Below are 24,425 nucleotides of genomic sequence, written 5' to 3'. Positions count from 1 at the left end.
CCCTATTTCAAATTCCGACTCTCTATTGCCTTGAGCGACGCCCGAATCAACTCTAACGTTGCGAAATCGCGCAGGCGAAGACCTGCGATGGCCGAAGCTGGAGAGCGGATCCTTGTCAATGAATGGCGCACCCGAACCCGTTATCGCCCTCGATCCGGCATGGCCCAGGGTTTCGCTGAAGGACGCGACCGCCGCGCTGACCGCACCGGGCAGCAAGTTCGAGATGGAGACGATCGAGATTCGCGGCGTGCCGACGCGCATATGGAAACACGCGCCGCACGATCTGGGCGTCCTGCTTGATCTGTCGCGCACGCATGGCAAGCGACTATTCACTATCCTCGAGGACGAACGCGTCAGTTACGAGGCGAATTACCGCGCGACGGCAGTGCTCGCCCGCGCCTTTCAGGATATGGGCGTCGGCAAAGGCGATCGCGTCGCCTTTGCGACTCGCAACCTGCCCGAATGGCCGGTGATCTTCTTCGCGATCACGACGCTCGGCGCGATCGCGGTGCCGCTCAACGCCTGGTGGACGGGTGCCGAACTCGAATATGGCGTCAACGATTCGGGCGCGAAGGTGCTGCTGGTCGACGTCGAACGGTACGAGCGGATCAGACCGCATCTTTCAGCCCTGACCAACGTCGAGCATCTGATCATTGCCCGCTCGCCAGCGCCGATCGCGGGCACCACCGCGCTCGAAAACATTATCGGCGGCGCGAAAAGCTGGGCGGACCTGCCCGCAGACGATCGTCCGCGGGTCGAGATCGATAGCGATGATGACGCGACGATCTTCTACACCAGCGGTACCACCGGCAATCCCAAGGGCGCGCTGGGCACGCACCGCAATCTGGTCACCAACATCATGTCCGGCGGATTTTCGGCAGCGCGCAGCTTCGTCCGCCGCGGCGAACCGATTCCCGACCCGATTCCGCGCACCAGCCTGACGGTAATCCCGATGTTCCACGTCACCGCCTGCTCGGCCGGGCTGATGGGGACGATGGCCAGCGGCAGCACCACTATCTTCATGCGCAAATGGGACACCGTGAAGGCGATGGAGATCATCGAGCGCGAAAAGGTCAACATGACCGGCGGCGTGCCGACCATCGCCTGGCAATTGCTCGAACATCCCGATCGCCACAAATATGATCTCTCCTCGATCGAAGCGATTGCTTATGGCGGCGCCCCTTCGGCGCCCGAATTGGTCAAGAAGATCTACGAGGAATTCGGTGCGCTCCCCGGCAATGGCTGGGGCATGACCGAGACGATGGCGACCGTCACCAGCCATTCGAGCGAGGATTATCTCAACCGCCCGACCAGCGCCGGTCCGCCGGTAGCGACCGCCGACCTCGAAATTCGTGCCGAGGACGGGGTCACGGTGTTGCCGCCCGGGGAAGTGGGTGAGCTTTGGGCGCGCGGTCCGATGATCGTGAAGGGCTATTGGAACAAGCCCGAAGCGAGCGCGGAGACCTTTGTCGACGGTTGGGTGCGCACCGGCGACCTCGCGCGGCTCGATGAGGAGGGCTTCCTGTTCATCGTCGACCGCGCCAAGGACATGGTCATCCGCGGTGGCGAGAATATCTATTCGTCCGAGGTCGAGAACGCGCTCTACGAGCATCCCGCGGTGACTGACGCCGCGGTGATCGGCATCCCGCACCGGACGTTGGGCGAGGAGCCGGCGGCGGTGGTCCATCTCGCCCCGGGCACCACCGCGACCGAGGCGGAATTGCAGGCCTGGGTGCGTGAGCGACTGGCGGCGTTCAAGACGCCGGTGGCGATCCGCTTCGTCTACGAGACGCTGCCACGCAACGCCAATGGCAAGATCCTGAAGAAGGATTTGAAGGTGCTGTTCGAGGATCGCGCGAGCCAAGCGGCTTGAGTTGATACCGGCGTTGGTGTCGGCGTTTAGCCCGCCGGGGCGAAATCCATGTCGACGTTGAAATTGGTTTGCATCCCCGGGATCGGGCTCGGCGGCCGGGGCAATTGGCGCAGGTGAAGCCCCAATGCGTCACAGAAGAAGCTGTGGCCGATCGATTGCGCGCCGGCGCGGCGGTTTTCGATCGTCGTCCCGCCGGGCGAGTGTAATTCATTGTACAGGGTGAGCAGGTTGCCGCCGGGCTGCAGGACGGTCAGCAGCTTGCCGTCGAGCACCTTCCACGTGAATCGGGTGCCGCCCGTCTTGGTCTGGCGCAGCCAGAAATCGGCCGCCCTGTGCGTCTCGGTGATCACGCCTTCATAGGCCAGCGATCCGGTATGATCGGCATTGAGCGTCAGCCGCCGCCCGCCCGATATATATTCGGGCGGCGCGCCGCCCGGCATCGACGTCTGCTCGAAATAATGGTGCAGCGACTCCGATGTCTCCTCCCAAGTCCCGATCGGGCATGAACAGGTGGTGCCCGATGCCGGCTGCGCGCGGACATTGGTGTTGCCGTAGCCGTAGCTGTTGGTGCTGACGTAGAGCATGCGATAGCGCTGCTCGTTGCCGCAGGTCGATAAATTGGTCAGCGGTTGTACCCAGCCGCCACCCTGGTCCTTGCGCCAGGTGATCCGCGTGTCAGCGGGGCGTGGCGAATAGGTCAGATCGTATCTTTTGTTGGCGGCGAAGGCCCAGATTTCCTCGTTGAGCGAGTAGGGTGGGTAAGCGGGAGAGGCGATCCGCGTCGTCGCGTTGATCGATCGCGTGGTCGTGATCTGAGGGCTCGACGGTAGCGACAGCCTGTGGTCGGGCATCTTGATGTTGCCGTCGAAATAATCCTGTCCGAACCGCAGCCAGGTGTCGGCGGGAAGCGCCGATTCCATGTCGAGATCATAGCCGGGGATGAAATCGCGTACCGCTCGCGGCCCGTTCTTGTCGCCGAGCCATAGGAAATAGACCACCGCGGGATAATCCATCTCGTTCAGCGCGTGGCGCTGGATGTGCGCGTCGAACTGCGGAATGAAGCCAGCGCCGAAGTCCGGCTTGGCGAGGTAGCCGAAATATTCCGCCGATCCCTCGATCAGCCAGCCATCCTCGCGCGAAGTGGGCCAGGTCTTCCACTGGATGCAATGAAACACTTCGTGCGCCACGGTGAAGACCAGATCGTTCGAATCGTGCGCGCGCCCTGCCTTGAAATAGCCGACCGCGCACTCGTTGGCATAGGGCCGGCCGGCCGCGGCGATATAGGCGCCCTTGACCAGTTGCTGATCGCCCGATGTCGTCGGCGGCGACGCATAATTGCTGAACAGGACGGTGACGTCGTCGAGTTGCATGCCGCCGCCCATGCGGTCCATCGCGCCGCCGATCCGCCCGGCGGCGTCTCGCATGTCGGCGGCGGCCTGCGCCTCGTCGGGCATGGTCGTCGATCTCAGGCGGATCGCCCGCAAGGTTGCATGGCCGCCGCGCCAATTGATCTCGGCGGTGGCGATTACCACACAATCCTGCGGTCCCAGGCGGGGGTCGAAGCGCGCGAGATAGCCTTCGCTGCGGCACGAGCCCGGCAATTCGGCGCGCACGCGCTGCGGCCAGACAAGGAACGCGCCGGCGAACAGCGCGATGGCGACGAGCGCGGCACGGATCATCAGCGTTGTCCCGAGTGAGTGCGACGCGATGCATCCTGCCATTGCGCTCGCCTGGCCATATAGGACGAATACGACCGGGCAGGTGCTCAGCGCGCGGCTGGCGCCTTTGACGGGGCGGTCTCACGCGCGAAGGCCATCGCGACAACCCCGATCAGCGCCGCGCCGGCCATGTACCAGGCAGGCGCCAGTGGGTTGCTCGTGATCCCGGTCAGCCAGGCGACCATGAACTGGGTCGATCCGCCAAAGATCGAGATCGCCAGCGCATAGACGATCGCCAGCGCGCCCGAGCGGATGCGCGCGGGGAAGTCCTCGGTGATGTGGACCAGCACCGCGCTCAACGCGATGCCGATCGACAGCCGCAATATGCATCCCACCAGAAACAGGCTCGCTTTGCCGGGCGCAATGGTCAGCAACCAGAAAGCGGGCAGGGTGATCAGGCAGACGAACAGCATCGGCAAGATCATCGCCGGCCGCCGGCCGTAGCGATCGGCCAGCCAGCCGCCGATCGGCGCGCCGATCGTCCCGCCGATCCCCACCGCGATTGTCGCCCAGAAGGCCGTGCCGGACGGCAAGTGCAGCGTCGTCTTGGCGAAGGTCGTCAAATAATTGGTGACATAGGTCATGATCGTCCCCGACAGCAGCGCCACGAAGGCGATAATGGCGGTACGGCGATAGTCGCGAAACAGCGGCCCCCCCGTCGCGGAGGTATCGCCGGGTAGGGTCTCGGGCGATGTCCGCCGACGCATAAGCCCGATCGTGGCAACACCGACGCCGATCCCCACCACGATCGTCGCCCAGAAAGCAGTACTCGGCGGCAAGTGGAGCGTGGTTGTAGCGAAAGTGGTCAAATAATTAGTGATATAGGCCATGACCGCCCCGGACAGCAGCGCCACGAAAGCGATGATGGCGATGCGGCGATAGTCGCGAAGCCGCGGTGCCGGAGCGTCGCTGGGGAGGGTCTCGGGCAATGTCCGCCGGAGCATGAGCCCGATCGGGACAACGCCAACGCCGAGCGCCAGTGCGATCCGCCATCCCCAGCTGGCGAGCGTTGCATCGTCCATCACTTGCGCCAGCGCGAGTCCGATCAGTCCGGCGACCAGGACCGCTACATTCTGCCCGAACATCTGCATCGAGACGTACAGGCCGCGGCGATGCGGCGGTGCCGCTTCCGCCAGGAACGCAGTGCTTGGGCCGACCTCTCCGCCCAGCGCGAATCCCTGGACCAGGCGCCAGAACAGCACCAGGAGCGGCGCGGCGATGCCGATGGCGGCGTAGGAGGGCGTCAGCGCCACGCCCAGGCTGGCGACACCGATCAGCGCGAACGACAACAGCATCATCGGCCGGCGCCCGAGCCGATCACCAAGCACGCCGATCACCAGCCCGCCAAGCGGTCGCGTCAGGAACCCCGCGCCGAACGTAGCCAACGCCGCGAGCAAGCTCGACTGCGGGTCGGTGGCCGGGAAGAAGGTGTGGCCTATCTCGACCGCGAAGAAGGTGAAGATCAGGAAATCGTAGAATTCGAGTGCGTTGCCGAGCGTGACTCCCACGACTTGGGAAGCGGTGACCCGCGGCGGCGCCGTATTAGTGGTCATCGTGCTCCCCAGCTCGTCCGCTACATCAAGCGATGTCGGGTGCCGCGAGTCAATCGCGGTCCGTTGGGGTTCGATGCACGCAGGCTATAGGCGCCCGACGACGCTGTCCCGAACGGCTGACAATAGGGCTGGGCGCGAGTTGGAAGTCAATCCGAGGCCTCAAGCCGGCCCGTTCGACGCCGCGTGCGACGGTGCTCACCACAAGCGTGCGCGGGGGGGCGCTCCAACGGAATCCGTCCGGAATGGTGGCTTCCTTGCTGGCTTGCCGGCGACCGAAGGCGTAACATTCTCCCATAAATACGGGGGGATGCCATGATGCGCTTCGCTGTTCGCCGCCCATTCCAATCGGCCGCCTTGATCGGCGCGATGCTGGTCTTCGCCGCTGCGTGCACGATGAAGACGTCGTCTACCAAGCCCGCGACGAATATGGCCAACGCCACTTGCCCGACGCCGCGGAATATCCCGTCGGGGTTCGACTATCCGCAAAAGGCCGCCACGGTCGAAGGCTGGGTGACGAGCGGCGACGTCGCCCGCACACGCCAGCACGGCTGGAACGTCTGGGCAGCGCTCAACACGATGGCCGGCGGCAAGCCGATCTGGCAAAGCTGGTGCACCGAAACCCAGGCATTCGCGCCCGACCCCGCGGTCACCGCCAAGCTCGCCAAGACCCAGCCGGCGGTCGCTACCGTCCCGATGCGCAAGTTCAAGCTCAACAACGGAGCGAGTACTGGGACCGACCCGATCAACTTCCCTGTCTCGCCGACCTATGCCGTGCCGCAGCCGGTGGTCGATCGCTACACGGGCACGCCGTGTCTGCAGGGAACGACGCCCGCCGACTACGCTCTGGCGAACGGCCCGACCTTGCAGAATAACGGCGACGTGATGGTGGCGGGGGTCATCTACAACCAGCCCGCCTTCGACTGGATCCGCAACAACAAGCTTTATCTGCAGTCGACGCTCAACGGGCTGATCCCGCCGGCCAACCAGACCAAGCAGATGGCGGCGATGCCCGATGGCTCGATCGTGCTCAAGCCGATGATGTGGCCGGTGGCGGCGGGCCAGTTCACCGCGCTGCCGATCTGGGACGATCCGGCGTCGGACGACGGTGTCTATGCCGGCTTCGAAATCCAGAAGAAATGGCCGAAAGCGGTGGCGGTGACCACGACGCCGGCGGCGCAAGTCATCCCGTCCTCGGTCAGTTTCCTCCACGGCGTGACGATGAACGGCAAGCCGCTCGGGCCCAACACCTATGCCAAGCCGCGCGTGGTCGGGGTCGACCGCTTCTACAATTACAAACCCGATCTCTCGACAATGGCGCAATGCGATCGCGCGATACTCGATGCCTCGGCTTATTATGCTTATGGCCGGATGTTCCAGCAGGGCGACTATCTGATCCTGGTGGCAATGCACATCATGACCAAGGAACAGCCGGCCTGGACGTTCCAATCGGTGTGGTGGAACGATTCGCCCGGCATCAATCCCCATGCTGCCGACCGGCCGAACCTGTCGTCGGTCGACGCGCCGGGGCCGTGGCGCAATTATCTGATGGCGGCGACCTATGGCATTCCCGCGAGTTCGGGCAGCAACCAATGGCCGGTGGCGTTCAATCCCTATATCGAACTCGCCGCCGACCATCCGATCAAGACCAATTGCATGAATTGCCATCACCGCGCGGCGTGGCCGGCGTCGAGCACCGAATATGAAGCGCCCGGCGGTCCGAGCGCGCTCGACATCTTCGCGCTCAACAATGCCGTGCTGAACGGCAAGATCGGCGTCGATGCTTTATGGTCGATCAGCGACCGCGCGCTGGCGCCCGACCAGCGGACGGAAGCAGTCGCAGCCCGCAAATAGACGGCCATTCGGCGGGGCCGGGGGCAGGCGACTGCCCCCGGTTATCAGCCGAGCGCCAGGTCGACCGCCGCGAGCGCATGAAGGCTGGTCGTATCGAACAACGGCACCGCGCTGTCCGACTGGTCCACCAGCAGCATGATTTCGGTGCAGCCCAGCACGATCGCCTGGGCGCCGCGTTCGACGAGCCGCGCGATCACCTCGCGATAGATCTGGCGCGAAACTGGCTCGAACTTACCCGCGACCAATTCCTCATAGATCACGCGATGGACATCGCGCCGATCCGCGTCGCTGGGGATAAGCACCTCGAGCCCCGCCGCGGCGAGCCGGTCGCGATAGAACGGCCTTTCCATCGTGAAGGCGGTACCGAGCAGTCCGACGCGCTTCAGCCCCGCTTTGACGATGGCCGCCGATGTCTGATCGACGACATGGAGCAAGGGAATATCGATTTCGGCTGCCATGGCGTCGGCCATCAGATGCATCGTGTTGCTGCAGATCAGGACGAAATCGGCGCCACCGGCCTGAATGCGTTTTGCGACATCCACCATTTGGACGGTTAGCGAGGACCAATCGCCATCGTGCTGAAGTCGTTCGATTTCGCCGAAATCGAGCGAGTGCATCAGGATCTTGGCCGAATGCGAACCCCCGAGCCGGTCGCGAACGGCGCGATTGATGATCGCATAATATTGTGCCGAGCTTTCCCAGCTCATGCCGCCGATCAGGCCAATCGTCTTCATCGTGCCGCTATCGCTTTTTCTCATGACGAAACCAAGGCGCGCGCACGATCGTTACGCAAGCGAAGAGGTTCGAAAACGATCATGCTGACAGACAATTTCCTGCGCGGCCGCCGTCGCCGCGAGTTGAGTGATGACGAAAAGGAGGCAATCGAGAGCGTCCTGACCGCGCCGGTGACGCTGCCGCGGCGCAAGGTGGTGACTAGCCGGGGCGATGTCGTCACGCGGTCGACCTTTCTCATCTCGGGGTTCATGTGCCGCTATATGGACGGGTCGGACGGCCACCGGCAGCTCGTCAGCATCCAGACGCCGGGCGATTTCGTCGATCTGCATGGTTATCCGCTGCAACGGCTCGATCACGATATCGCGACGTTGAGCGAGTGCACCGTCGCCTATGCGCCGCACGACAAGCTGACGCAGATCATCGAGCGCCTGCCACATCTGGGACGCGTGTTGTGGTTCTCGACCCTGCTCGATGCCGCCATGCATCGCGAATGGATTTTCCGGCTGGGCCGGCTCGACGCTGTGGGCCGCGTCGCGCACATGTTGTGCGAAACCTATACGCGGCTCGATGCGGTCGGGCTGGTCGAGGATAACGCTTTCGCCTGGCCATTGACCCAGCAGGACCTCGGCGAGGCATGCGGACTGACCTCGGTCCACGTCAATCGCACTCTACGCGTGCTGCGTGAGGCGGGCATGGTCGAGGTATCGGATCGCATCGTCACGATGCTGGATTTCGATCGCCTCGCCTCGACCGGCGAATTTCAGTCCGATTACCTCTATTTCGACAATCATACCCGCACGCCATAAGCGCGCGATCAGGCATGGCGTCAGTGCGCGGCGGCGATCACCGATTTGACCGCCGCTGCCCAGCCATCGAGCCGGGTCTGCCGGGCGTCGGGGGCCAAAGCGGAATGAAAAGCGTCCAGCTTGCCGCGCATGGCTGACGCCGCCTTCAGATCCTTGAACAAGCCGATGCCGACGCCCGCCAGCATCGCCGCGCCGAGCGCGGTGGTTTCGGCGAAGACCGGCCGCTCCACCTCGACCTCGAGCATGTCGGCGAGATCCTGTGCGATCCAATCATTGGCGACCATGCCGCCGTCGATCCTGAGCGTCGTCCAGTCGGCGCCATCGGCGGCGAAAGCGGTCTTCAGGTCATTGGCCTGGTGCGCCATCGCCTCCAGCGCGGCGCGGACGATATGCGCGCGCGTGGCAGTGAAGCTGAGCCCCGACATGCTGCCGCGCGCCTCTGCTTCCCACCATGGTGCGCCCAGGCCGGACAGGGCGGGGACCAGATAGACCCCGGCATTGTCCGCGACCGACCGCGCCAACGCCTCGGTTTCGTCGGCGGCGGCGATCAGCTTGAGCGAATCGCGCAGCCATTGGACCAGGCTACCGGCGACGAACACCGATCCTTCCAGCGCATAAGCGCGCCGGCCGCCGAGTTGCCACGCCACCGTCGCCAGCAGCCGGTTCTTCGACGTCGGCTGGTGCGCGCCATATTGCGTCAGCACGAACGCGCCGGTGCCGAACGTCGCCTTGGTGTCGCCCGGCGTCAGGCAGGCCTGGCCGATCGTCGCCGCCTGCTGATCGCCGGCCATGCCGCAGATCGGAATCGGCGCGCCGAACAGGCTCGTGGTGCCATAATTGCCCGCGCAATCGACGATTTCTGGAAGCGCCTGGCGCGGCGCGTCGAACAGCTCGATCAGCCCGTCGTCCCAATGCCCGCTGCCGATCGCCATCAGCGCCGTGCGGCTGGCATTGGTCGCATCGGTGATGTGCAGCCCGCCTCGGCCCTTGGTCGCGGTCAGTTTCCACACCAGCCACGAATCGATCGTGCCGACCGCCAGTCGGTCGCCCGCGGCCTTGAGCTGCGGCCAATTGGCCATCGCCCAGCCGATCTTGGATCCCGAGAAATAGGGGTCGAGCAGCAACCCGGTGCGGGCCTGGACCGTCGGCTCGTGCCCGGCCTCCTTGAGCTCGCGGCACCATGACGCCGTGCGCCGGTCCTGCCAGACGATCGCCCGCGCCAGCGGTTCGCCGGTCTGTTTGTCCCAGAACACCACCGTCTCGCGCTGGTTGGTGATGCCGATCGCCGCTACCGCCTCGGCTCCGCCCGCCAGCTCGACCATTTTCCGTGCGCAGGCGAAGGTCCGATCCCAGATTTCGGCCGCATCGTGCTCGACCAGTCCGGGGGAGGGGTAATGCTGCGTCAGGTCGGCCGATTCGCTGCCCAGGCATTGGCCGTCGGGCGCGAACAGCATCGCACGGGTGGAAGTGGTGCCTTCGTCGATGATCAGCAGCTTCTCGCTCATCTCCTGACGCTAGCCGGGATTACTTTGCCCGCCAATGGCGCTACGGAAGCGCTATGAGTAATGGCGAGAGCGGCACGGGGGCGAGTTTGTCGGCGACGATTGGGGGCGCCGCTGCCGTTGCGCCGAGCGCGCCCGAGACGCCGGCGTCGACCGACGATAGTCCGCCGCCGGTAATCGACCCCAGGCGCGATCGCCTGCTCGCTGCGCTGACGCTGATCGCTGGCGTCGGGCTGGTGATCGGCCTGCCGTTCGCGCTCAAGGCCGGCGCCGAATTCTTCCTGCCGATCACGATCGCTTTGGTCATCTCGATCGCGCTGATCCCGGTGCTCGAATGGCTCGAGCGGCGGCGGCTGCCGTCCTGGCTCGCGGCGCTGATCTGCGTGCTGACGTTCCTGGCCGCGGCGAACGTGGCGCTGGCTGCGATCGTCGTCCCGGCGATCGAGTTCTTCCGCCGCTTGCCCGAGCGGATCGACCGGATCCAGGCCAATCTGGCGCCGGTGCTCGATCTCTATGCGAGCCTCGAAAAATACATCAACAAGGCGGCGGCGCATATCGCCACCATCCCCAAGGTCCGCGCCACGACCTCGGTGTCGCCGCCGAGTTCGCTGCTCGATCTCATCGCCACCTCCGCGCCGACCGCACTGGTGCAGATATTCTTCGGGGTGCTGGTGGTGTTCTTCTTCCTCGCCGGTTGGACGCGGACGCGGCGCCGGACGATCACCAGCCGCGCGAGCTTCGGCGGCGCGATGGCGACCGCGCGCGTGATCCAGGACGTGGTCGACGACGTCTCCGCTTATCTCGGCACGATCACCGCGATCAACATCGTGCTCGGGCTGATCGTCTCGGGCGCCTTGTGGCTGATCGGCATGCCCTATCCGCTGATGTGGGGCGGCATCGTCACCTTGCTCAATTATATTCCCTATTTCGGGCCGATCGTCGCGGCGTTGCTACTCGCGGTCGGCGGGTTGATGACCTTTCCCGACATCTGGGTGGCGCTGATGCCTGCCGGCATCATGATCGGTTGCCACTTGCTCGAGGCCAATGCGGTCACGCCGTTCATCGTCGGTCATCGCCTGACGATCAGCCCGGTGCTGATCCTGATCTCGTTGAGCTTCTGGAGCTGGGTGTGGGGAACGCCGGGCGCGTTGCTCGCGGTGCCGCTCTTGATCATCATGCAGACTGTGATCGGAGCAGCGGGCAAGCCCGACATCGCCGGTTTCCTGTTCGAGCACGGCACCTTGGTCAGCGAGCGCAAGCGCGGCCGCTGGGGCGTGCGACAAAACTGATTTGACCGCTGTTGACACTGGGGGGCCGCTCGCTTAGTGGCCGCGCCTCACGCTTCCAAGCGGGTGTAGCTCAGTTGGTTAGAGCGCCGGCCTGTCACGCCGGAGGTCGCGGGTTCGAGCCCCGTCACTCGCGCCATTTTCGGTGAACCGAAATGGCTCAGCGCTGCTGCCGTCCATGTTTGATGCGCACTATGTAGACGACCTCGTCTGCTACCCAATAGCGCAGCACGTAGGGTGGGGTAGAAACGAGTTCGCGGAAGCCGTCGACGGTGAGACACCCGCGATTTGGGAAGTCGGCAAGACTGTTGCCGGCATCTATCAGTCGCTGAACGAAGCGATCAGCAGCCTCCGGATTGAACTGACGAAGATATCCGCGGATCGCCTCTAGCGAGACGATCGCATCCTCGAGCCAGATTATTCGAACCATTCCGTGGGCGGCGGTCCCTCCTGGGGTGTACCCCAGGTCTTGAGCCAGGCAACGACCTTCTCGTGCGGAACGCCCTTGCCCGCCGCGATATCGGCCAACGCCTTTGCGTCAGCGGCCGCTTCGGCTTCGGGGCTCATCTCAAAGAGATCGCGTTCCACGTTCATGATGGGAAACATAGCGCGAATACGGCGCTACTTCCACACCCCGGTTTCCATCCAGCGCAGCATGCGCCGCATCGGCAGCAGCCACAGCCACACGATCCCGGTCACGACGTAGAACAGCAATTGCGCCAGTGCCGGCCAGCGCCCAACCCAGGGCGACAGACTGACCACCGCGATGCACCAGATCGCGATCAGCACCAGGATGGCGAGCATGCCCACCGGCTTTTGCCAGCGCGGTGTCGGCGGCGGGTTCATCGTGTAATCCATCCCTGTTCGGTAACGACGGCGTGGAGCGCCATATCCCATGGATCGACCGGCAAATCCTCTACCAATTGGACGCTCCAGGCGACGCCGACGCGCCAGGCATCGGGGAAGCGTGCGAACGCGCCGTCATAATAGCCTGCACCCTGACCCAGTCGATCGAGCTTTGCGTCGAACGCGAGCATCGGGGTCAGGATGATGTCGGGGCGCAATTCGGCAGCCAGCGCCGTGGGCTGGCTGAGGCCGAACGGACCGGCCTCGAGCGCCGCCTCGGTTTCCCAGGCCAGGAAGCGCATCGGTTCGCTGCGCACCGTGACATGGGGGAGGGCAAGAACGCATCCCGCCTCGACCGCGGCGAGCGCGAGCGGCGAGGGATCGGCTTCGCTGCCGATCGGGACATAGGAAGTGACGGTCAGACCGCGATCGAGCCGCGCGTGGAAGGCGTCCGGTACCGCGATCGGCGACGGCTTGCCGGCGACGAAGGCGTCGCGCGCGGCGCGGAGGCGCGCCCGCAATGCCTGTTTGTTGCTGATTGTCATGATCCGATGGAGTGGCGGGACCACCGTAGACCGTTTGCCGGGTTATCCTCTGACGCACGGTACGTCAGGTGGGGGCCATATGCGTCGGACCAGGATCCGGACAGGGACAGCCCCCATGGATGATGAATAGCCTCAGGGATAATAAAGGCTCGTATCGGGCAGTACCCGCCGGCCATGAATCTAGGCGCTCGGTGCCGGTTTCTCAAGGGTCTCGGCAAGCGCTTCCAGACGATCGGCGAGGCGGTTGAGAAAAGCGGGGCTAGGGCCGCCATCCGCCGAGGGGCGGTTTTCCGCCTGATCGAGGCTGTCGGCGAGCATCAGCGCGATCAGCAGCATGGTGCGTTCGGCGTTGAGACCGCCCGAGGCGCGGTTGGCCATCGCCCAGCGCTGGTCAAGCATTTCTCCCAATCGGCGAAGCTGGGCTTCCTCGCCGTCACGGCAAGCGACGTTGTGGCGGCGGTCGCCGATCGTCAGCGTGACCTCAGCCATTTCGCGCGCCCAGCGCATCGAGCGCGGCGATCGCTTCGCCGACGCGGGCGCGCAGCGATTCGTGTCGTGTCTTCAGGTCCTGCGCGCTCCTGTCGCGCGCCGCGACGGCGCGTTCGATGCGGGCGAGCGCGGCGTCGATCCGATCGGTCGGGGAAGCGTCTGCCATCGGGGGGAGATAGCACGGCGGGGGGGCGCGACAAGATCGTTTCGCCGCGCAAAGGGCTCGGGCTCGCCGCCAGCGATCGCCTCAAGCCAATGCGTCGCACCGCGACGAGCTAGTCGATGACGTTGTGATCGGCGCCATTGCGGCCGATCCGGGAGCAAATACGCGGCCCTGACGGTTGACGCGCCGCCCCGGCATCCCCAAAGGCAGCCGCGACCGACCGGCCCCATTCGCGCGTGCCGGCATCAGCAGCTCAAGGAGCGAAACAACATGGCGGTGAAGGTTGCGATCAACGGGTTCGGACGGATTGGGCGTCTGGTAGCGCGCGCGATGCTCGCGCAAGGCGATACCGGTCTCGACCTGGTGGCGATCAACGATCTGGGCGACGCCAAGGCCAATGCCTGGCTGTTCAAGCGCGACTCGGTCCACGGCAAATGGCCCGGCGAAGTTCATGCCGAAGGCCAGGACATGGTGATCGACGGCAAGCGCATCCGCGTCACCGCCGAGCGCGATCCGGGCAATTTGCCGCACAAGGAACTGGGCGTCGACCTGGTGCTCGAATGCACCGGCTTCTTCACCGATCGTGACGCTTGCCAGAAGCATATCGATGCCGGCGCCAAGAAGGTGCTGATCTCGGCGCCCGGCAAGAATGTCGACCTGACCGTCGTCTATGGCGTCAATCACGACAAGCTGACCGCCGACCACAATATCGTGTCGAACGCGTCGTGCACGACCAATTGTCTGGCGCCGGTCGCCAAGGTGCTCAATGACGAATTCGGCATCGAGCGCGGCCTGATGACCACGGTTCACGCTTATACCAACGATCAGAAGATCCTCGATCAGATCCATTCCGACCTGCGCCGTGCGCGGGCGGCGGCGATGTCGATGATCCCGACCACCACGGGCGCCGCCCGCGCGGTCGCTGAGGTGCTGCCCGAATTGAAGGGCAAGCTCGACGGCTCGGCGATCCGCGTACCTGTTCCCGACGTGTCGCTGATCGACCTGACCTTCACGCCGAAGCGCGACGTGACCAAGGAAGAGATCAACGCCGCGCTGAAGGCAGCGTCGCAAGGCAAGCTCAAGGGCGTGCTCGATTACACCGACGAGCCGCTCGTCTCGATCGACCTGATGGGCTCGCCCGCTTCGTCGACCGTCGACAGCCTCGAAACCACGGTGCTCGAAGGCAAGCTGGTTCGCGTCCTCAGCTGGTACGACAACGAATGGGGCTTCTCGAACCGCATGGTCGACACCGCCAAGGCGATGGCGGCGTTGATCTGAGAAATCAGCGTTATGCCAGCGAAAGCTGGCATCTCGTGGTAGGAAATACGGCCAGAGACCAACATCGGGTCGGATCGTCCCCCGGACGATCCTTGAGCATGTGGGGCATGCTCAACCCGATGTTCTTTCGCTGGGGTGACGGAGGTATAAATGGCGCGCAACTTCAAGACGCTTGACGACATGGGTGGCATCGCGGGCAAGCGTGTGCTGGTCCGCGAGGATCTCAACGTGCCAATGGCCGACGGCCAGGTCACCGACGATACCCGGCTGCGCGCCGCGGTGCCGACCGTTGCCGAGCTCGCCGACAAGGGCGCCAAGGTCCTGATCCTCGCGCATTTCGGGCGGCCCAAGGGCCAGCGTAATCCCGGGATGAGTCTGGCGCTCGTCACCCGCCCGTTCGAGCAAGTGCTCGGCCGGCCGGTGCGCTTCATCGACGACGAGGGCGCGGCCGAGGCGATCGCGACGCTCAAAGACGGCGATGTTGCGATCCTCGAGAATACGCGCTTCGATCCAGGCGAGGAAAAGAACGCGCCCGAGACGATCGAGCGGCTGGCCGCGCTCGGCGATTATTACGTCAACGACGCCTTCTCCGCCGCACACCGCGCGCACGCCTCGACCGAAGGGCTGGCGCACCGGTTGCCGTCATTCGCGGGCCGACAGATGGAAGCCGAGCTCGACGCGCTCGACAAGGCACTGGGCGATCCCGAGCATCCGGTCGCAGCCGTGGTCGGCGGGGCCAAGGTTTCGAGCAAGCTCGACGTGCTCAAGCATCTGGTCACCAAAGTCGATCATCTGATCATCGGCGGCGGCATGGCCAATACGTTTCTCGCCGCGCGCGGCGTCGATGTCGGCAAGAGCCTGGCCGAGCATGATCTGACTGGCACGGCGGAAGAGATTTTCGACGCGGCTGAGACCGCCGGTTGCACGATCCATCTGCCCTATGACGCGGTGGTCGCGAAGGAATTCAGGCCGAACCCTGAAACGCGCACGGTCAACGTCCATGAAGTTCAGCCCGACGAGATGATCCTCGACATCGGGCCGGCCGCGACCGAGGCGTTGGGCGATGTGCTCAAGAACTGCCGCACGCTGGTGTGGAACGGTCCGCTTGGCGCGTTCGAGACGCCACCGTTCGATGTCGCGACGATGAGTCTAGCCAGGACGGTCGCGGCGCTGACCCGCGAAGGTTCGCTGGTGTCGGTGGCGGGGGGCGGCGATACCGTCGCCGCGCTCAACCAGGCAGGTGTCGCCGACGACATGACCTTTGTGTCGACCGCGGGCGGGGCCTTTCTCGAGTGGATGGAAGGCAAGGAACTTCCGGGTGTTAAGGCGCTAAGCTCTTAACGCTCGGCAAGTAGCGGACGGACGACGGCGTCGAGGCTCTTCGCGGTAAAAGCCTCGGCTTTCTGGTAGCGGACGCGCCCGTGACGATCGATCACATAGCTCATCGGCACCGCCGACACCGCGATGTCGGTGCCCCCGACCCAGGTTGCCTGAGGGTAGGGGATCGAGGTCGCGGTCGCCTGACCCTTGCCGTTGGCGCCGGGATCGACTGAAATGCCGATGACGACCAGGCCCTGCGACAGATGCTGGCGATAATAGCGGGCGAGGAGAGGGATCTCGGTCCGGCAGGGTACGCACCAGCTCGCCCAATAATTGATCACCACCACGCGTCCGCGCAAGTCGCCGAGCGTCATGCGCTGCCCGCCGGTCAGCGTCATCGCGCCGGGCAGGCCGGGTGCCCCGGCGATCGCGGGCGTCGCCAGCGCTGCGGCCGCGAACAGCGTGGATATCTGTCGGAACAGGCGCATGTCAGGTCGCGGGCGCGGGCTCGCGCAGCAGCGGCACGAGGAGCTGGTTCAGCATGTCGAGATCGAAAGCGCCGGCCTTGGCGTAGCGCACGCGGCCGTCGCGCCCGATGACGATATTGGTCGGGACGCCGTTGCCGATCACGTCATACGGTCCCTTGACCTTGCGGACCGGCTGGATGTGCATAACCGAGAACAGCTGTTTGAGCTGATAGGTGGGAAGCGAATCCTCGGTCGTCACCGCGAATACGCGGAGCCCCGCCTCCTTGCGCTGGTAGTAATAGGCATCGAGCGTCGGCAATTCGGTGCGGCACGGCACGCACCACGTCGCCCAGAAATTAAGCACGACGACCTTCCCGCGGAGCTCGTCGCGCGTGACCTTGGTCCCGTCGATCAAGGTAAGCGTGAAATCGGGAGCGGGCTCGCCGACCTTCATTTTCTCGCCCGCGGCAACCGGCATGCCGATTGTCGCAGTGGCGAGCGCCGCCGCCGCGACGATCATCCTTGCTGTGCTTGCGATCCGCCCCACAACTACCCCCTTGTCGACCTGATATCAGCGTGAGCGCGCCGCCGCAGTAGGTCAATCGGGCGAAAGCTCCAAAAAGGAGACATTGTTTGGGCGCATCAGGACGGCTTTGGACGGGTGGAAGGCATCTAACCGGTTACAGCGATCATCGGCCCATTGCGGAGCCGCCGGACGCTGTCTAACAGCCGCCACACATACGTATGCACAGACGGGAAACGACCATGCAGACCGCTGAAATGACCGCCAAGATTGCCACCGGACACGGCTTCATCGCCGCGCTCGACCAGAGCGGCGGGTCGACCCCCAAGGCGCTCAAAGGCTATGGCATCGAGGAAGGCGCGTGGTCGAGCGATGAAGAGATGTTCGATCTGATCCACCAGATGCGCGTGCGGATCATCACCGCGCCGGCCTTTGCCAGCGGAAAGGTGATCGCCGCGATCCTGTTCGAGCGCACCATGGATGGCCAGGCCAATGGCAAGCCGGTGCCCCAGGCGCTCCACGATATTGGCGTCGTGCCGTTCATCAAGATCGACAAGGGCCTGGAGGCGGAGGTCAATGGCGTCCAGCTGATGAAGCCGATGCCGGGGCTTGACGCTTTGCTCGAGCGTGCGCGCGGGCTCGGCATGTTCGGGACCAAGGAGCGGTCGGTCGTCAATCTCGCCAACCGCGAAGGCATTGCCGCGATCGTCGCACAGCAGTTCGAGATCGCGCGGCAAGTGCTGAGCCACGGCCTGATGCCGATCATCGAGCCCGAGGTGAACATCAAGAGCCCGGAGCGTGCGGAGGCCGATGCGATCCTGCTCGAGGAGATTCTCAAGGCGCTCGACGCCATGCCGGGCGACGACAAGGTAATGCTCAAGCTGTCGCTGCCCGCCGAACCCGGCCTGTTCCTGCCGTTGGTCGAGCATCAGCGGGTGCTGCACGTTGTCGCGCTGTCGGGCGGGTATAACCGGACCGATGCCTGCGCCGAGCTGGCGAAGAATCGGGGCATTATCGCGAGCTTCAGCCGCGCGCTGCTCGAGGATTTGCGTCACCAGATGAGCGACGAGGAATTCGACCGCGCGCTGGCCGAGGCGATCGACGAGATTTACGACGCATCGGTCGACAAAGTCGCGGCCTAATCGCCTTCGCCGAGGATCTCGGCGAGACGATCGAGCCGTTTTTCGAGCATCGACCGCCGCTCGCGCGCCCAGCGTTCGACCGGCGTCAGGCCGTCCGGCACCAAAGATGCCGTCCGCACGCGCCCGACCTTTTCGGTGCGCACCACGCCGCATTGCTCGAGCACCTGCAAATGCTGGGCGATCGCGGTTACCGTGACGCTCAATGGCTCGGCGAGCCGAGAGACCGATGCCGGCCCTTCCGCCAGGCGATCGACGATCGCGCGGCGGGTCGGGTCCCCCAGAGCCTGGAACAATCGGTCGAGATCGGGCGTCACCCGCTCAGCCTTCGATCACCTCGCCCAATTTGTCGAGCAGGACGCGCCAGCCATGCTCGCGCATCACCGGGCCGTCGGCATTTTCGAAGAAGGCTACCTGATTGGTGCAGACCAGATCGGTGCCCTCGCCATTGGGGATGAGCTCGAACGTCGTCAGCGACACCGACATCGGCGCCCCGCCGATCGCCATCATGCCGGTCGTGACGATCCGGCTGCCTGGGACGATCGCCTGGAAAATGCTGTCGTCGGTTAGCGACACGCCGGGAAAGGGGCTGTTGTCGCCAAATCTGTAGCCGAGATGTTGCGCCCCGCCGGGGCGGAAGTCGCTCCCGAAGGCGACGAGTTCGGATTGATCGTTCGCTGCATACCATTGGCGCTTGATGGCAGGATCGCTGAGCGCTTCGAACACCCTCGCGGGGTCCGCCTTGTAGCTGCGCTCGATCGTGAAGGTGGCGTGAGTGACATGTCCGTCCGGCATAACTCGCTCCTTTAGTGAAGTCGTTGCTTCAATATTCGCCTGCCGATAATTAGTCAAGTCATGACTTCACTATTGTCGCATTGACGCAGCATGGCCGAGGGAGAAAAGGGCGCAGCGCGGTAAGCGCCGCCTCAGTCGGGAGGATTGCCATGGTCGAGCGAGTCGGAGAGCAAAATCCGGGCTGGAGCGCCGTCGACGCCTTTATCGCGGATCGTCTGCTCGGCGACGACCCCGCGCTTTCGGCGGCGCTCGCGGCCAATGCTGCCGGCGGATTGCCGGACATCGATGTGTCGCCCGCGCAGGGCCGGATGCTCCATCTGTTCGCGCGGATGGCGGGCGCGCGGCGCATTCTCGAAATCGGCACGCTCGGCGGCTATTCGACGATCGAATTGGCGCGGGCGCTGCCCGCGGATGGCAAGCTGATCTCGCTGGAGATCGATCCGCATCATGCGGACGTTGCGCGCAATAACGTTGCCAAAGCTGGGCTCGGCGACCGTGTCGATATCCGCACCGGTCCGGCGCTCGACTCGCTCCAGGCGATGATCGCGGCCAACGAGGCTCCGTTCGATTTCGTGTTCATCGATGCCGACAAGCAGAACAACCCCGCTTATGTCCGCGCCGCGCTCGCCATGTCGCGCCCCGGCACCACGATCGTGGTCGACAACGTGATCCGCGAGGGCGGGGTGCTCGATGCGGCGAGCGGCGACGAGCGCATCCAGGGAACGCGCAGACTGTTCGAGGAGGTCGGTCGCGAACCGCGACTGACCGCGACCGCGGTGCAGACGGTCGGCATCAAGAAATGGGACGGCTTCCTGATCGCGGTGGTCGATTGAAACTGAGAAGGGGAGTGGTTGCCGGTCGGAAGGACACGGCTTAGGGGCGGCGGATGGACACTGAAGACCCGCTCGGCCCGCTCGATCCGAATTTCGCCACCTCGTTCAAACGTGATGTGCGACGGCCGCCTTGCCAGCTCTATCTGATTTCGCCGCTCGACGTCGGCGGCGCGTTTCCGGACCGCCTGGCGCGCGCGCTTGATGCCGGGCCGGTGGCGGCGTTCCAGTTTCGCGTGAAAGACGTCGACCAGCACGAGGCTGCCAGGCTGGCTGAGCCGCTCCAGCGCATCTGCGCCGATCGCGAGGTCGCGTTCATCGTCAATGACAGCGTCTCGCTGGCCAAGCGGTTGGGCGCTGATGGCGTCCATCTCGGCCAGGAAGATGGCGATCCGCGCGAGGCGCGGTCGGTGCTCGGCCCGGATGTCCAGATCGGCGTGACGTGCCACGACAGCCGGCATTTGGCGATGGAAGCGGGGGATGCGGGTGCGGACTATGTCGCGTTCGGTGCCTTCTATCCGACCCCGACCAAGGACGTGAAGCATCGGCCCGAACCGGTGATCCTCAGCTGGTGGTCGGCCCTGTTCGAATTGCCCTGCGTCGCGATCGGCGGGATCACCCCCGAAAACGCCGCGCCGCTGGTGGCGGCGGGCGCCGATTTCCTCGCGGTATCGAGCGCGATATGGAGCGAAGACGAGGCGGCGGCGGTGCGCGCGTTCGGCGCGGTGCTTGCCGGATCGGGGCCGGCTGGCTAAAGGCGCGGTTTCGCTCTTTCCAGCAGGTACATCGCATGAAGATCAGTGGCGTGGACATTCGTCCCGGCAATATCATCGAATATGAAGGCGGCATCTGGCGCGCCGTCAAGATTCAGCACACCCAGCCCGGCAAGGGTGGGGCGTATATGCAGGTCGAGCTGAAGAACCTGCGCGATGGCCGCAAGAACAATGTCCGCTTCCGTTCGGCCGAGACCGTCGAGCGCGTCCGTCTCGATACGAAGGACTTCCAGTTCCTGTTCGCCGAGGGCGACAGCCTGGTGTTCATGGATAAGGACACCTACGAGCAGACCACCTTGCCGCGCGACCTGCTGGGCGACGCCGCCGCGTTCCTGCAGGACGGCATGGACGTGGTGATGGAACTGCACGACGACGATCCGATCAGCGTCCAGCTGCCCGACACGATCGAGGCGACGATCGTCGAGGCCGATGCGGTGGTGAAGGGCCAGACCGCATCGTCGAGCTACAAGCCGGCGATCCTCGACAACGGCGTCCGCATCATGGTCCCGCCGCATATTGCCGCGGGGACGCGGATCGTTGTCGATGTGTATGAGCAGACCTACGTTCGCCGGGCGGACTGATATTGTAAGCCCTCTCCCGCTTGCGGGAGAGGGTTGGGTGAGGGTCTTCTTCCTTCTTCAGTCCTGACGTCGAAGAAAGAAGACCCTCACCCTCCCACCGCCTCCGGCGGCGGGCCCCTCCCTCTCCCGCAAGCGGGAGAGGAGTGATTTTGGAGCGATAGATTGCCTTCCCATTCCGGCATTTTCACCGTCATCGAGCGCGCCGCGCGCAAGGCGGCGCCGCGTCTGCGTCGCGACTTCAACGAGGTCCAGCACCTCCAGGTCAGCCGCAAGGGGCCGGCCGATTTCGTGTCGATGGCCGACAAGCGCGCCGAGGAGACATTGGTCGAGGAACTGCGCAGGGCGCGGCCTGACTGGTCGATCCTGGCCGAGGAAGGCGGCGAGATCGCCGGCGATCCGAACAAGCCGCGCTTCATCATCGATCCACTCGACGGCACCTCGAACTTCCTCCACGGCATCCCGCATTTCGCGATCTCGATCGCGGTCGAGGAGCCGATGGCGAACGGCAAGCGTGAGATCACGACCGCTCTGGTCTATCAGCCGCTGACCGACGAGAGCTTCTGGGCGGAAAAGGGCAAGGGCGCCTGGCTGCAGGATGCCCGGTTGCGCGTCTCGTCGCGACGCGATCTGCCCGACGCGCTGATCGCGACCGGCATCCCATTCCTGGGCCATGGCAATTTCGCGCAGTGGAGCCGCATCTTCGGCGCGGTGGCGCCCGAAGTCGCCGGCATTCGCCGGCTCGGCTCGGCCGCGCTCGATCTCGCCTGGGTCGCGGCGGGACGGTTCGACGGGTTCTGGGAATCCGACCTGCAGCCCTGGGACGTCGCGGCGGGCGTGTTGCTGGTCAAGGAAGCCGGCGGCTTCGTCACCGATTTCCGCGGTGGTGACCGCACGATGGAGCGCAACGAGTTCCTCGCCGGCAATGACGTGCTTCATTCCAAACTGCACAAGCTGGTCGCCGGCGCCTTGCGCTGATGCGCTGGCCGGCGATCCTGCTGTTCGCGGCAGCCGCGCCGGTCACTGCTCGCACCGATTGTTTCGGTTCCATTATGAGTATCTCGGCAAATTACATAACCTGACCTTAACGACAGCGGGACTATGCGAGCGCATGGTTTCGACGCCCTCTTCGACGTCCAGGGACGACGTATTCCTGAAGACGCGGATCGAGGCGATCTATTCGATCGCGGTGGCGATGATCGGCATGGACCTGCTCGGCTCGACGATGATGGCCGGCCTTTTCTGGCAGCAGGGCAATACGATTTGGCTGCTGATCTGGGTGCTCGCCAGCGTGGTCGTCATCGGGGCGCGAACCGCCGCGACCATGGCCTATAAATCGGGCCGTTTTGCCAATGTCCCCAGTCGGCACTGGGCGAGGTCGCTCACCGTGTTCTCCGCGGCATCGGGACTGCTATGGGGTGGCGCGCTGGGACTGATCGTCGCGACCGGCACCGATAGTGAGGTCATGTTCGCGGTTTGCGTTGCGCTGAGCGGCCTGACGCTGTCGATCGCGCATGTCGCTTATTGGCCGATGTACGCCGCATTCGAGATACCGGTGATGGTCGCCGCGGCGCTGGGATTCGTCGCCGGCGATCGGCCCGGCCATTGGCCGCTGGCCGGCGCCGCCACGGTGATGACGGTCGTGCTGCTCAGCGTCAGCCGCCGGCTCGCGGGACAAGTACTCCACGCGCATCGCCTAGCAGCCGCCAACCAGGCGCTGGTCGAATCGCTCGGCGCGCGCGGCAAGGCGCTCGAACAGGCGTGCGACGCGCTCGAACGCGTCAGCCGCACCGATCCACTGACCGGTCTGGCCAATCGCCGTCAGCGCGACAGCCGGCTCGCCGACGAATGGGAGCGGGCGCTGCGGTCCGGCGGGCCGCTGGCGGTCGTCGCGATCGACGTCGATCACTTCAAGTGCTTCAACGACGCGCACGGCCATAGCGAAGGCGATCGCTGCCTGAAGGCGGTTGCCGAGATGCTCCAGGCGGGCCTTCGCGGCCCGATCGACCTCGCCGCGCGCCATGGCGGTGAGGAATTCATGCTGATCCTGCCTGGGGTCGATCGCGCCGGTGCCGCTTCGATCGCCGAACGCGTCCGCGTGATGGTCGCGACGTGCAGCGACGATCCCGGCTTCGCGCTGCCCGAAAAGGTCACGATCAGCCTTGGCGTCGCGGCGATCCATCCGGCGCCCGGCCGCTCAATCCACGAACTGACCATCGCCGCCGACGCCGCACTGTATCGCGCGAAAATGGCCGGACGAAACCGTTACGAGCTCGCCGCGGCCGACAGCGTCGCCGCCGCCGCCTAATCTCCCGCTAATTGCGAATCATTCTCACGGGTTCGAGGCCTTGCCCGACTCTAGGTGCCGTCCTAGAGACGCCGCAACGTTTCGCACCTGCGAGAGACAATAGTGGTCGATCTGTCACAATATCTGCCGATCCTGCTGTTCCTCGGCGTCGCGATCGCGCTGTCCAGCGCGTTCGTGTTCCTGCCGATGATCGCGTCCCGTTTTACCGGCACGCACCAGCCGAATCCGGAAAAGCTCAGCGAGTATGAATGCGGCTTCCCCGCGTTCGAGGACCCGCGCAGCCAGTTCGACGTCCGGTTCTACCTGATCGCCATCCTGTTCATCGTGTTCGATCTGGAAGCGGCGTTCATTTACCCCTGGGCAGTGAGCGTGTTCTCGCTCGGCTGGACCGCGTGGATCAGCATGATGATCTTCATCGCCGAACTCGCGCTTGGCCTTGTCTATGCCTGGAAGAAGGGAGCGTTGGATTGGGAATGACCCCTTCGATTATCGGACATTCGGGCCCGGTCGAGCTGCCGATGAGCACCAGCGGTCAGGCGGTCATTCCGCCCGACCAGGGTTTCTTCGACGGCCTGAACGGCGAGCTGCAGGACAAGGGCTTCCTCGTCGTCGGCGCCGAAGAGCTGTTCCAATGGGCGCGCACCGGCTCGCTGTGGTGGATGACGTTCGGCCTGGCGTGCTGCGCGGTCGAGATGATCCACGTCAACATGCCGCGCTACGACCTCGAGCGCTTCGGCGCCGCGCCGCGCGCGAGCCCGCGTCAGTCGGACGTGATGATCGTCGCCGGTACCTTGTGCAACAAGATGGCCCCGGCGTTGCGTAAGGTCTACGACCAGATGTCGGAGCCCAAATACGTCATCTCGATGGGCAGCTGCGCCAATGGCGGTGGCTATTATCATTATAGCTACAGCGTCGTGCGCGGTTGCGACCGCATCGTGCCGGTCGACATCTATGTGCCTGGCTGCCCGCCGACCGCCGAGGCCTTGCTCTACGGCATCATGCAGCTGCAGCGGAAGATCCGCCGCGCCGGCACGATCGAGCGGTGAG

At 64.8% G+C, this 24,425-nt stretch carries 28 protein-coding genes and 1 tRNA gene; 15 read left to right on the top strand and 14 right to left on the bottom strand.

Going from position 1 to position 24,425, the window contains the following annotated elements; genetic code table 11:
- The first annotated feature begins 118 nt into the window (after nt 1–118).
- Nucleotides 119–1,873: a class I adenylate-forming enzyme family protein gene (locus AC1DRD_RS13540; RefSeq protein ID WP_478041764.1), complete on the top strand. Its 1,755-nt coding sequence runs from the start codon at nt 119–121 to the stop codon at nt 1,871–1,873.
- Between the two features lie 26 nt (nt 1,874–1,899).
- Here AC1DRD_RS13540 and AC1DRD_RS13535 read toward each other — a convergent pair whose 3' ends face one another.
- Nucleotides 1,900–3,594, bottom strand: a complete 1,695-nt coding sequence (locus tag AC1DRD_RS13535; protein WP_478041763.1) for a hypothetical protein — start codon at nt 3,592–3,594, stop codon at nt 1,900–1,902.
- Nucleotides 3,595–3,638: 44 nt separating this feature from the next.
- Nucleotides 3,639–5,144: an MFS transporter gene (locus AC1DRD_RS13530; RefSeq protein ID WP_478041762.1), complete on the bottom strand. Its 1,506-nt coding sequence runs from the start codon at nt 5,142–5,144 to the stop codon at nt 3,639–3,641.
- 315 nt (nt 5,145–5,459) lie between these two features.
- Between AC1DRD_RS13530 and AC1DRD_RS13525 the strand changes: the two genes are divergently transcribed.
- Entirely contained in the window at nt 5,460–6,995 is a 1,536-nt protein-coding gene (locus AC1DRD_RS13525) for a hypothetical protein (protein WP_478041761.1), read from the top strand.
- 44 nt (nt 6,996–7,039) lie between these two features.
- Here the strand turns inward: AC1DRD_RS13525 and AC1DRD_RS13520 are convergent, their stop codons facing one another.
- Nucleotides 7,040–7,729: an aspartate/glutamate racemase family protein gene (locus AC1DRD_RS13520; protein WP_478041760.1), complete on the bottom strand. Its 690-nt coding sequence runs from the start codon at nt 7,727–7,729 to the stop codon at nt 7,040–7,042.
- An 81-nt stretch (nt 7,730–7,810) separates the two neighbouring features.
- Here AC1DRD_RS13520 and AC1DRD_RS13515 point away from each other — a divergent pair, with 81 nt between their 5' ends.
- The gene (locus AC1DRD_RS13515; RefSeq protein ID WP_478029281.1) at nt 7,811–8,536 is read left to right on the top strand and encodes a Crp/Fnr family transcriptional regulator; all 726 of its coding nucleotides are present in this window, start codon (nt 7,811–7,813) and stop codon (nt 8,534–8,536) included.
- 20 nt (nt 8,537–8,556) lie between these two features.
- Here AC1DRD_RS13515 and AC1DRD_RS13510 read toward each other — a convergent pair whose 3' ends face one another.
- Nucleotides 8,557–10,041, bottom strand: coding sequence for a glycerol kinase (locus tag AC1DRD_RS13510; protein ID WP_478041759.1), 1,485 nt, complete (start codon nt 10,039–10,041; stop codon nt 8,557–8,559).
- Between the two features lie 53 nt (nt 10,042–10,094).
- Here AC1DRD_RS13510 and AC1DRD_RS13505 point away from each other — a divergent pair, with 53 nt between their 5' ends.
- Together AC1DRD_RS13505 and AC1DRD_RS13500 are read left to right on the top strand one after the other, a co-directional pair.
- The gene (locus AC1DRD_RS13505) at nt 10,095–11,327 is read left to right on the top strand and encodes an AI-2E family transporter (protein WP_478041758.1); all 1,233 of its coding nucleotides are present in this window, start codon (nt 10,095–10,097) and stop codon (nt 11,325–11,327) included.
- Nucleotides 11,328–11,386: 59 nt separating this feature from the next.
- Nucleotides 11,387–11,463 (top strand) — tRNA-Asp (locus tag AC1DRD_RS13500).
- A 21-nt stretch (nt 11,464–11,484) separates the two neighbouring features.
- On the opposite strand, the gene AC1DRD_RS13495 is transcribed toward AC1DRD_RS13500, so the two are convergent.
- The 6 genes from AC1DRD_RS13495 to AC1DRD_RS13470 all read right to left on the bottom strand — a co-directional run bounded on the left by AC1DRD_RS13495 (nt 11,485) and on the right by AC1DRD_RS13470 (nt 13,370).
- The gene (locus tag AC1DRD_RS13495; protein ID WP_478041757.1) at nt 11,485–11,754 is read right to left on the bottom strand and encodes a type II toxin-antitoxin system RelE/ParE family toxin; all 270 of its coding nucleotides are present in this window, start codon (nt 11,752–11,754) and stop codon (nt 11,485–11,487) included.
- On the bottom strand, nt 11,742–11,930 hold the full coding sequence (locus tag AC1DRD_RS13490) for an antitoxin (protein ID WP_478041756.1): 189 nt from the start codon (nt 11,928–11,930) through the stop codon (nt 11,742–11,744). The genes AC1DRD_RS13495 and AC1DRD_RS13490 overlap by 13 nt, the downstream gene beginning before the upstream one ends.
- Nucleotides 11,931–11,945: 15 nt before the next feature.
- A complete protein-coding gene (locus tag AC1DRD_RS13485) occupies nt 11,946–12,170 on the bottom strand; it encodes a DUF2842 domain-containing protein (RefSeq protein ID WP_478041755.1) in 225 nt (74 codons plus the stop codon).
- Complete coding sequence (locus tag AC1DRD_RS13480) at nt 12,167–12,715, bottom strand: 5-formyltetrahydrofolate cyclo-ligase (RefSeq protein ID WP_478041754.1); 549 nt, start codon at nt 12,713–12,715, stop codon at nt 12,167–12,169. Before AC1DRD_RS13480 ends, AC1DRD_RS13485 begins: the two co-directional genes overlap by 4 nt.
- 180 nt (nt 12,716–12,895) lie before the next feature.
- Nucleotides 12,896–13,204, bottom strand: a complete 309-nt coding sequence (locus AC1DRD_RS13475; RefSeq protein ID WP_478041753.1) for a cell division protein ZapA — start codon at nt 13,202–13,204, stop codon at nt 12,896–12,898.
- A complete protein-coding gene (locus tag AC1DRD_RS13470) occupies nt 13,197–13,370 on the bottom strand; it encodes a hypothetical protein (protein ID WP_169804179.1) in 174 nt (57 codons plus the stop codon). The genes AC1DRD_RS13475 and AC1DRD_RS13470 overlap by 8 nt, the downstream gene beginning before the upstream one ends.
- Nucleotides 13,371–13,637: 267 nt before the next feature.
- On the opposite strand from AC1DRD_RS13470, the gene gap reads away from it, so the two are divergent.
- Nucleotides 13,638–14,645 (top strand): type I glyceraldehyde-3-phosphate dehydrogenase, encoded by a 1,008-nt coding sequence (gene gap / locus AC1DRD_RS13465; RefSeq protein WP_478041752.1) that lies wholly within the window; start codon nt 13,638–13,640, stop codon nt 14,643–14,645.
- A 150-nt stretch (nt 14,646–14,795) separates the two neighbouring features.
- Nucleotides 14,796–15,986 (top strand): phosphoglycerate kinase, encoded by a 1,191-nt coding sequence (locus AC1DRD_RS13460; RefSeq protein ID WP_478041751.1) that lies wholly within the window; start codon nt 14,796–14,798, stop codon nt 15,984–15,986.
- Here AC1DRD_RS13460 and AC1DRD_RS13455 read toward each other — a convergent pair.
- Nucleotides 15,983–16,453 (bottom strand): TlpA family protein disulfide reductase, encoded by a 471-nt coding sequence (locus AC1DRD_RS13455; RefSeq protein WP_478041750.1) that lies wholly within the window; start codon nt 16,451–16,453, stop codon nt 15,983–15,985. The two genes, AC1DRD_RS13460 and AC1DRD_RS13455, sit on opposite strands and share 4 nt — an antisense overlap.
- Nucleotide 16,454: 1 nt before the next feature.
- Nucleotides 16,455–16,952 (bottom strand): TlpA family protein disulfide reductase, encoded by a 498-nt coding sequence (locus AC1DRD_RS13450; protein ID WP_478041894.1) that lies wholly within the window; start codon nt 16,950–16,952, stop codon nt 16,455–16,457.
- A gap of 245 nt (nt 16,953–17,197) precedes the next feature.
- Between AC1DRD_RS13450 and AC1DRD_RS13445 the strand changes: the two genes are divergently transcribed.
- On the top strand, nt 17,198–18,097 hold the full coding sequence (locus AC1DRD_RS13445; protein WP_478029269.1) for a fructose bisphosphate aldolase: 900 nt from the start codon (nt 17,198–17,200) through the stop codon (nt 18,095–18,097).
- Here AC1DRD_RS13445 and AC1DRD_RS13440 read toward each other — a convergent pair.
- Both AC1DRD_RS13440 and AC1DRD_RS13435 read right to left on the bottom strand, forming a co-directional pair.
- Nucleotides 18,094–18,411 (bottom strand): ArsR/SmtB family transcription factor, encoded by a 318-nt coding sequence (locus AC1DRD_RS13440; RefSeq protein WP_478029268.1) that lies wholly within the window; start codon nt 18,409–18,411, stop codon nt 18,094–18,096. The genes AC1DRD_RS13445 and AC1DRD_RS13440 overlap by 4 nt on opposite strands.
- A gap of 4 nt (nt 18,412–18,415) precedes the next feature.
- Nucleotides 18,416–18,889, bottom strand: a complete 474-nt coding sequence (locus AC1DRD_RS13435) for an SRPBCC domain-containing protein (RefSeq protein ID WP_478041749.1) — start codon at nt 18,887–18,889, stop codon at nt 18,416–18,418.
- A gap of 149 nt (nt 18,890–19,038) precedes the next feature.
- On the opposite strand from AC1DRD_RS13435, the gene AC1DRD_RS13430 reads away from it, so the two are divergent.
- The 7 genes from AC1DRD_RS13430 (at nt 19,039) to AC1DRD_RS13400 (ending at nt 24,424) form a co-directional block, all read left to right on the top strand.
- Nucleotides 19,039–19,722 (top strand): O-methyltransferase, encoded by a 684-nt coding sequence (locus AC1DRD_RS13430; protein ID WP_478029266.1) that lies wholly within the window; start codon nt 19,039–19,041, stop codon nt 19,720–19,722.
- Nucleotides 19,723–19,775: 53 nt separating this feature from the next.
- Entirely contained in the window at nt 19,776–20,474 is a 699-nt protein-coding gene (gene thiE / locus AC1DRD_RS13425) for a thiamine phosphate synthase (RefSeq protein WP_478041748.1), read from the top strand.
- Between the two features lie 35 nt (nt 20,475–20,509).
- On the top strand, nt 20,510–21,073 hold the full coding sequence (gene efp, locus AC1DRD_RS13420; RefSeq protein ID WP_478029264.1) for an elongation factor P: 564 nt from the start codon (nt 20,510–20,512) through the stop codon (nt 21,071–21,073).
- A 162-nt stretch (nt 21,074–21,235) separates the two neighbouring features.
- The gene (locus AC1DRD_RS13415; protein ID WP_478029263.1) at nt 21,236–22,048 is read left to right on the top strand and encodes an inositol monophosphatase family protein; all 813 of its coding nucleotides are present in this window, start codon (nt 21,236–21,238) and stop codon (nt 22,046–22,048) included.
- A 133-nt stretch (nt 22,049–22,181) separates the two neighbouring features.
- Nucleotides 22,182–23,378 (top strand): GGDEF domain-containing protein, encoded by a 1,197-nt coding sequence (locus AC1DRD_RS13410; RefSeq protein ID WP_478041747.1) that lies wholly within the window; start codon nt 22,182–22,184, stop codon nt 23,376–23,378.
- A gap of 102 nt (nt 23,379–23,480) precedes the next feature.
- Entirely contained in the window at nt 23,481–23,855 is a 375-nt protein-coding gene (locus AC1DRD_RS13405; RefSeq protein WP_066804807.1) for an NADH-quinone oxidoreductase subunit A, read from the top strand.
- 41 nt (nt 23,856–23,896) lie between these two features.
- The gene (locus AC1DRD_RS13400; RefSeq protein ID WP_478029531.1) at nt 23,897–24,424 is read left to right on the top strand and encodes a NuoB/complex I 20 kDa subunit family protein; all 528 of its coding nucleotides are present in this window, start codon (nt 23,897–23,899) and stop codon (nt 24,422–24,424) included.
- Nucleotide 24,425: the final 1 nt, after the last annotated feature.

It is taken from the genome of Sphingomonas sp. P4_G2, assembly GCF_056401155.1.
The sequence above is the reverse complement of the archived record's forward strand: the minus strand, read 5'-3'. Positions and strand labels throughout refer to the sequence as shown.